Origin of the sequence: Neobacillus sp. B4I6 (assembly GCF_050434045.1) — a bacterium.
In the GTDB taxonomy this organism is placed as follows: domain Bacteria; phylum Bacillota; class Bacilli; order Bacillales; family Cytobacillaceae; genus Neobacillus.
In genome coordinates this window covers 6,308,031-6,315,408 of record NZ_JBNPWB010000002.1, presented here as the reverse complement: position 1 = coordinate 6,315,408, position 7,378 = coordinate 6,308,031, and the positions used below count along the sequence as shown (strand labels likewise).

Genomic DNA, 7,378 nt, shown 5'->3' with positions numbered 1-7,378 from the left:
AGGGTCCTGTAATTGATTCTCCAATTTACAAAAATACATCTCTGCTCCTCCAAAAATCAGCTTATCCGTAATGACTAAAATATTCATGCTTTGCAACACCTCCTTTAATACCTTAATTCAACTTTATTCTTTGTTTATGGGAAGTTAAGACAGGGAGAGGATCTGTCTTCTTCGCTTCAGTTCGTAATGCCTGCTTTTCATTATGCAAATAGGTAGATAATATTGCTAAATACAAAAAAAATATATCGTTAATAATCACCGAAAGGAAACCCATTTGAAGTATAAACCCGATAAATGTAAAGAATAGATAGGGTTTATTTTTATGTGTTCTACTTTGTATTAATTGAGCAAACACTAAAATGATAAATAAGCAAAAGCAGGAAATTCCTAATAAACCGGATTCTGATAATATCTCTAAAAATGTATTATGAACTTGAAGTGTATCTCCAAATTGATATGAATTGTAAGCAGGAAAGTTAAATGCTCCAATTCCAACATATTTGTGTGAAGCAAAAAAATCCCAGGCCCTTCCCCACAATTCTAACCTCCCGCTTCCACCATCCGAGGACATGTCTTCAATTCTCGATTCTAAAATCCCATATATATCGAATTTCAAATGAACGATTGCAATATACAAACTAACCGATAAAGCAGCTACGATACCAACTAGCAATTTTAACCGTTTTAATGGATTATCATTCAAAATATAAATAAAGAAGATAAAAGCCATTATTAAAAGCCCGCCTCTTGAAAAGGTCAATAAATTCGTAATGATACAAAGGGTTAAACCAATTTTGTTTTTTAAAGAATTAGAATTGCATAAGTAATAACAAAAAAATAGAGTATTATACAGAACAAAAAAGTTTGGATCCTGTACCAACCCGATTAATCGGGGGTAATCCCGATCTAACATCACTCCGAATTCATATATTCTGTCGCCCTCGAAAATAAAGCCCACACTTTTTAATCCGATAAAATAGAGGACTAGGCTAGCTAAATTAAAAAAAAGTCCTACATCTGAAATCGCCCTTTCGACCACCAAATTATTTGATCTTGCAATAATGGATTTAATAATAAAATAACAAGAAATATATAGAACTATCCCTATGAAAATTCTAATACTGGAGGCTGGATATAATGAAAATGCTCCAGTAAAGCTATACATCAAATAAAATAACAACATCGCTACTTCAAACAAGTGAAGCCTATAGAAGTAAAATGAGCCGATATGGATAAATAAATATAAAATAGAGAAGACCAAATACGGTTTTATGGCAAACCCAACATAAATATAGTAATTTGCAAGAGTTACCAGTAAAAAGAGAAAGAAGATTGTGAAGCTATATTTTTGAGAACTTGGAGCTATATTATCGTCCATCTTACACCCCCTGGGATTTCTTGGTCTTCCATTTATAACCTATTCCACGTACTTTAATAAACTCATAAATTATATTCTTAAATTCTTTATCTATAAAAAGTACTAAGGTTAATAGAAGGAAGTTAAATACAACAGCTAAAAATGGATGGGAATCTAGAAAAAATTCAATACCACCTAAACAAATGATAAAAAATGATAAGTATGGATATATTGCCTTTTTAGCAATAATCCAACGATTTGGATTGTAAATCCAAAATCCTATTAGGGCAGTTCCTTCAATCATTACACCTGCGAATGCTGCTCCAGTTACACCAAATAACCTACTTAAAAACAAATAAAGAAAGAATCCTGAAATTACTGCAATCGATTGAACAATGGTACGAAGAGACTGTAATCCCTTTGTTGTTAAACCATCTGCTAATGCAATATTAATTGCCTGTAAGGTAAGCATTAAGGATAAAATTTTCAGTGGAAATGATGCATGAATCCACTTATCACCAAACAGCAAATCTATTACAACATTTGACATATAGTAAAAAGGAATTGTCATCGCCATTCCTACTAATGTCATGATCTTGATAAGCGTTATGTTGTATCTTAAATGATCGTCTAATAGATTATTATTAAAGGCTCTGAATAGTACAGGGTAATAAGCTCCAGCAATAATAAATGGAATTTGCTGTAATGCCTGGGGGATTCGATAAGCTACTGCAAATAATGCAACTTCTTCTAGAGTTATGGTCTTTTCCAGCACTAGGGGTCCTATATGCGGAAGCATTACAAAAAGTAATCCACCTAAAGTAAATGACCCTAGATTTTGTAAAAGTCCTTTATGGAATTTACCTTTGAATCGAATGTAAACATTTCGACTTACTAGATAGACCCCAAACACACCTCCGGCAAAATAAGACAGACCATATAAAGTGGTAATAATCAATGGCTTAAGGCTAAAGTGAATCCCTACTGTTAGGGTGAGAACTAAACAAACAGAAGAAATAATTCGTATCATCCCGTTATACTGCATTTTCTCAATCATTTGAAAAAACGTTGTACCGATACTTTGTAGGGCAATTCCTAAAACCATCGGAATAATTAAATAATACGCTGTTTGTATTAACTCTTTATTCCCTGAGTTTGAAATATGAATTACGACAAATCCACAGATAAATGTTGCTACAAGTAAAACCATTCTCATTTTCACATATGAAGAGATTAGGATGGATAGATCCATATCCTTTTTAGATCCTTCTCTTAAGACAATGGTACTTAGTCCAGCATCAGTAAAATATCCCATAATCATTGCAAATGCTAACACAACACTAAACATCCCATAATCATACGACTTTAAATAATTGGCTAAAACGATTAGTGCCGTAGCATTTAATACACTAGATAGTGCTGTACTATAAAACAGATGAGTAATATTTTTTGCAATAGAATTTTTCTTTAACTTCTCCATAAAAATAGCCACCTTATATTAACAATCACCTGATTAAAGAAGTTTTCCCCCTAGTAATTATCCTGTTTGATAAATAACTCCTACAATTCTATTGTTTTTTCTATCCAAGTAATCTTTTGTTAGAAGTACATCTTCTTTCTTCGTTTTATTTTCTTTTAGCACTAAAATAACACCATCACATTGATTTGCTAGAATATGAGAATCTGATGCTATTAAAAAAGGTGGGGCATCAATGATTACCACATCAAACTCAGAGACACAGTTACTAACAAATTCCTTTACTTTACTTGCTATCCATATTTCTGATGGATTTAAAGGAATAGGACCAGTTGGTAAAACGAATAGTCCTGGGACAAACGTTTCTTTAATATAAAGTTGGATGTTTTCTTCATCCAAAATCACATTTGTTAATCCATTCTCATTTTTTATCTGAAACAAACTGTTTAATGAAGGTTTCCGTAAATTGGCATCAACAAGTAGTACCTTTTTCCCTTGCTCAACAAATGCAATTGCTAATTTAGAAGAGATAATAGATTTTTGTTCCTCATTACGTGGCGATGTTACCATTAATAATACCGAATCACTAATAGATACTTGATCTATATTCGTACGAATCATTCGGATTTGTTCTGTACTGATTGAATCTTCATTAAGCTGAAGCCTTTGCATTATTTTTTTTGTTTCATCCCTTTTCTTATACACTGATTTGCCCCCTCTTATTATCATTTAAGACGGCTGACTGTTGCTTCCTATTGTTTTTATTCATAAATTTTCTTTTGCTATTTTTTAAATTTATTTGTCCTAATACTGGCAAACCTACAATACCTTCAATCTCTTTTACATCTTTAATCGAATCGTCCCAATACTCTCTAAACATTGCAAGGCCAACTCCAAGGAAAATTCCAATCACTGCACCAATTGCGACGTTTAAAGACAAACTCCCAACGATCTTAATCGAAGGATCTCCATCTGTATCACTTAATAGCTTTATATCCTTAACATTAAACAGCTCATACATTTTATTGACCGATGTTTTAGCTATGGTATGTGCAAGCTTCTTAGTACTTTCCAAATCATGATCCCTTACTACTACATTGATAATTTGTGAATTTCTATTATTTTGAACAACTATCTTTTTCTCTAATTCGTCATCATTTATATTAAGCTCTTTTTTAACAGAATTAAGCACGATTGGACTCTTTATGAAATCAATTGTTGAAGCAAGCAGCATACTAAGTTCTTGTGTATCACTATAATTACCCTCTTCCTTTGTAAGTTTGCCAATTAGGATATTTTCAGTAGCTTCATAGGTTGGCTTTAGTAAAAATAGGGATAAACCAACAGTCAAAAGAGATACACATATTACTGTAAGAATGATGGTTACTATTCTCTTTCTAATAATGCGAAGGAACTTTTTTAGATCCATTCTTTCGTCCATGGTGACCTCCAAAACTAATATTTTTATTACTCAGTTTTTACCATTTGAATCAGTCATGAGAGAACTGAAACATCCCGCTCCATCGTTAGCAATACATTCATCCCTCTAATTACTCTTTATAACGAACACAAAGGTGCAAATTAACAAAAAAGTGTTGGATTCTACCTTGAATTCATCGTGTCTTCTTCTGGAGTAGAATAATAATTATGTACTCCTTTATCCCTAATATAGTTTGATCCTATATTCGAATATAAACTATTTCTCATAGACTCTTTTGAAAATTCTATTATTGGATTATTGCCCTTTACTATATGAGCGTCCCATATTAAACCTTCAAATTTATTATCAGAGCCACTTACTGTTATTACTTCTTTAGTAAATTTAGAGACTTGAATTTGAAGCCCATTAAAATCATTACCAGAACTTTCATTTGGAACACTCATCGAGCTATTAATATCAATACAGCTTATACAGTCATCCAAGGTTAAATTAATAAATCGATTGCCGTTAATAAAGCTATATTTATTACTATCCTTTGGTTTTTCAGCTTCCAATTTAACACCGGTATGAAATCCTGCAATTCTAATATCAGTAAAATTAACAAAACAAATGAATTGACCTGGGCCACCAGCATAAAGATGAAGACCTGTACCCCTATGTGAGCCGCTGGTGTTTAAGAGTGTAACATTTTTGATTTGAGTTCTATCCCATGACCAAAATTTTTGAATACCGTCTAAGTAAATAACATCTGAATCAAAGTTAGCATCTATTATTTCAAGAACTCCATTTGATATTGACGCATTTTTTTTCACATCAATTGCTTGAAAGTTCCCTTCTATTCTTAACCTAGTATTTTGACCAAATTCTAATTCAACACCCTCTTTTAAAACTAATCCTTTCTTTAGAATATAACTCTTATTTCCAAGTAACTTTACTTTTCCAATTTTTGTTTCATGGCTGTAATTTATTGCTTCTTGAATGGATCGTGAATCGTCTTTCAAATCATCACCGTTAGCTCCAAATTCATCCACATTCACATATTCGTTTTGGCCAGTGCCAGTCCTTGTAACGACTTGATGCTCATTTTTAAATAAAAAAAGAAGGCCTACAATAAAAATAATGGCTGAAATATATATAGTTGTACTCCTTCTAATCATAATTCTCTCCTTACAATCCCTTAATTAATTCTTTATATAATCAATTATAGTTCATTATAATGAACAAATCAACAATATTATCCCATAATTAGGTAATTAAGCTCGTGTACAATGGATGTTAATAATACCTTACTACCACTTCACCCAAACAGAAAGGAGGCACTTACAATTTAGAAGGATCGATCGTCTGCTAGACTTAATACATTTTCCAATAACATCTTACAAAATTGGCTTGTGCAACAATAACTAAATTTTCAAGATGTTGTATGAATGTTCTGATTTTCGTAATCCATTTTGATTTTGACCGAGTGTTGTTGTCCTTTTTTTACTCCTATTATTTTTAAACCAGTCATAAGTTTTCTCTAAACCAGACTGAAAATTATGAAGTGGTTCCCACTCCAGGTCCTGTTTAATCTTTGTATTTTCCAACCTAGAAAATTTGATATCACCTTGCTTTGGCTCTTTATAGATTACTTCTTTTATATCTTCCAAATTTCCGAGAGTATAAATAAAATCGTTCACACTTGTCTCTGTATTAGTTGATAAATTATAAACCCCTTTGAGATCATATTCGACGCCGCGATAAATGGCATAGGCAACATCTTCTACATATATAAAGTCCCTAGTTTGCTCTCCGTCACCAAAAACCTGCAGTGGCTGCCCTTCTAAAACATTATTAATAAAAATGGAAATGACTCCACCTTCACCGACTGTTCCTTGCTTAGGACCAAAGACATTTGAAAAGCGGTAACAAAGTGTATCAACACCAAACATTTCAGTCCACTTTTTGCAGTATAGTTCCCCTACCCATTTATTGATTCCGTATAGTGATAGAGGTTCACATAAAGCATCTTCTTTCAATGGAATATCATCATTAAGACCATAAACGGCTGCTGAAGAAGCAAATACTACCTTTTCCACTCCATATTTGGTTGATAATTGAAGTATATTTGTCAATCCTAGAATGTTTGATTGAGAATCTAGGTATGGGTTCACCATTGATGTTCCGACATTTACTTGTGCCGCCAAATGAATAACTACATCAAATCGATTAGATTGGAATACACCTTCACACGTTTGGTCTTCTACGTTTAATTGATAAAATTTATGTTTGAACTTCACATTATCCTTATTTCCTGTAGAAAGGTTATCAATAATGTAGACTTCATCACCTTCCTTAAAAAATCTTTCAGCAACAAAGGAACCTATAAAGCCATACCCACCAGTTACAAGGACCTTCATATTTTCACCTCTATATATTTTGTCTAATTGTTATAACTATTTTTTGCCTTTTTGTAGGGCGTTTCTTAACTCAATTAAGTCTTTCTCATTTATCAATCCAGATTCTAGTGCAATATTTATAAAGATATTCCAATTTTTTACATTCCCCTTACCATTATCATTTGTATCAGATTTTGTGGTATCTTGGCTTAAAAGTGTTTGTATGTCTACATCTAGTATTTTGGCTATTTTACCCAAAATTTCAATTGAAGGGTTACTCTGGATATTTCTTTCGATTTGACTTAAGTAAGATTTTGAGATAGATGTTTTCTCAGCTAATTGAGATAAGGTAAGGTTTTTCTCTTTCCTTAATTTTTGAATTTTTTTTCCTAACATAATAGGCCTCCTAAAATAAATTTCACTCCTCTCTTAAATATCATTATAGTAAACATTTTGTTCTTTGTAAAGAACAAAGGCAATCACCTAATACTTTTGGTAAGTGCTTTATTACGAACAACACTTAACTATTAACTCATTTTTAATAAAATAAATTGACACCACCGCTAAGTTGTAGTAAATTTTATAAATAATCTAAATATTAATTTTCTTATCAAGAGAGGTTGAGGGAATGGCCCGAAGACACCTCAGCAACCATCAATGGCTACACTCATTGAAAAGGTGCTAAGTCCTGCAAATTATTCGCTAATTTGCCAGATAAGAAGAAT

General features: G+C 32.2%; 7 protein-coding genes and 1 riboswitch. All 7 genes read right to left on the bottom strand.

All coding sequences use genetic code 11. The features are described from left to right. Positions 1 to 112 precede the first annotated feature (112 nt). A complete protein-coding gene (locus QF028_RS33305; protein ID WP_429472151.1) occupies positions 113 to 1,378 on the bottom strand; it encodes an O-antigen ligase family protein in 1,266 nt (421 codons plus the stop codon). 1 nt (position 1,379) lies between these two features. Beyond that, entirely contained in the window at positions 1,380 to 2,837 is a 1,458-nt protein-coding gene (locus tag QF028_RS33300) for an oligosaccharide flippase family protein (RefSeq protein ID WP_429472149.1), read from the bottom strand. A 57-nt stretch (positions 2,838 to 2,894) separates the two neighbouring features. Continuing rightward, positions 2,895 to 3,539, bottom strand: coding sequence for a CpsD/CapB family tyrosine-protein kinase (locus tag QF028_RS33295; RefSeq protein ID WP_429472147.1), 645 nt, complete (start codon positions 3,537 to 3,539; stop codon positions 2,895 to 2,897). Continuing rightward, on the bottom strand, positions 3,532 to 4,275 hold the full coding sequence (locus QF028_RS33290) for a YveK family protein (protein WP_429472145.1): 744 nt from the start codon (positions 4,273 to 4,275) through the stop codon (positions 3,532 to 3,534). The genes QF028_RS33295 and QF028_RS33290 overlap by 8 nt, the downstream gene beginning before the upstream one ends. Positions 4,276 to 4,436: 161 nt before the next feature. Beyond that, the gene (locus tag QF028_RS33285) at positions 4,437 to 5,432 is read right to left on the bottom strand and encodes a glycosyl hydrolase family 28-related protein (RefSeq protein ID WP_429472143.1); all 996 of its coding nucleotides are present in this window, start codon (positions 5,430 to 5,432) and stop codon (positions 4,437 to 4,439) included. Between the two features lie 246 nt (positions 5,433 to 5,678). Then, positions 5,679 to 6,674: an NAD-dependent epimerase/dehydratase family protein gene (locus tag QF028_RS33280; protein WP_429472141.1), complete on the bottom strand. Its 996-nt coding sequence runs from the start codon at positions 6,672 to 6,674 to the stop codon at positions 5,679 to 5,681. 36 nt (positions 6,675 to 6,710) lie between these two features. After that, the gene (locus tag QF028_RS33275; protein ID WP_429472139.1) at positions 6,711 to 7,049 is read right to left on the bottom strand and encodes a helix-turn-helix domain-containing protein; all 339 of its coding nucleotides are present in this window, start codon (positions 7,047 to 7,049) and stop codon (positions 6,711 to 6,713) included. A gap of 208 nt (positions 7,050 to 7,257) precedes the next feature. Next, a riboswitch (SAM riboswitch) is annotated at positions 7,258 to 7,374 on the top strand. The last annotated feature ends 4 nt before the right edge of the window (positions 7,375 to 7,378 follow it).

Bases quoted from the DNA above. Each gene is read 5' to 3' on its own strand.
- QF028_RS33305 (WP_429472151.1), bottom strand. From the start codon at position 1,378: ATGGACGATAATATAGCTCCAAGTTCTCAAAAATATAGCTTCACAATC.
- QF028_RS33300 (WP_429472149.1), bottom strand. From the start codon at position 2,837: ATGGAGAAGTTAAAGAAAAATTCTATTGCAAAAAATATTACTCATCTG.
- QF028_RS33290 (WP_429472145.1), bottom strand. From the start codon at position 4,275: ATGGACGAAAGAATGGATCTAAAAAAGTTCCTTCGCATTATTAGAAAG.
- QF028_RS33285 (WP_429472143.1), bottom strand. From the start codon at position 5,432: ATGATTAGAAGGAGTACAACTATATATATTTCAGCCATTATTTTTATT.
- QF028_RS33280 (WP_429472141.1), bottom strand. From the start codon at position 6,674: ATGAAGGTCCTTGTAACTGGTGGGTATGGCTTTATAGGTTCCTTTGTT.
- QF028_RS33275 (WP_429472139.1), bottom strand. From the start codon at position 7,049: ATGTTAGGAAAAAAAATTCAAAAATTAAGGAAAGAGAAAAACCTTACC.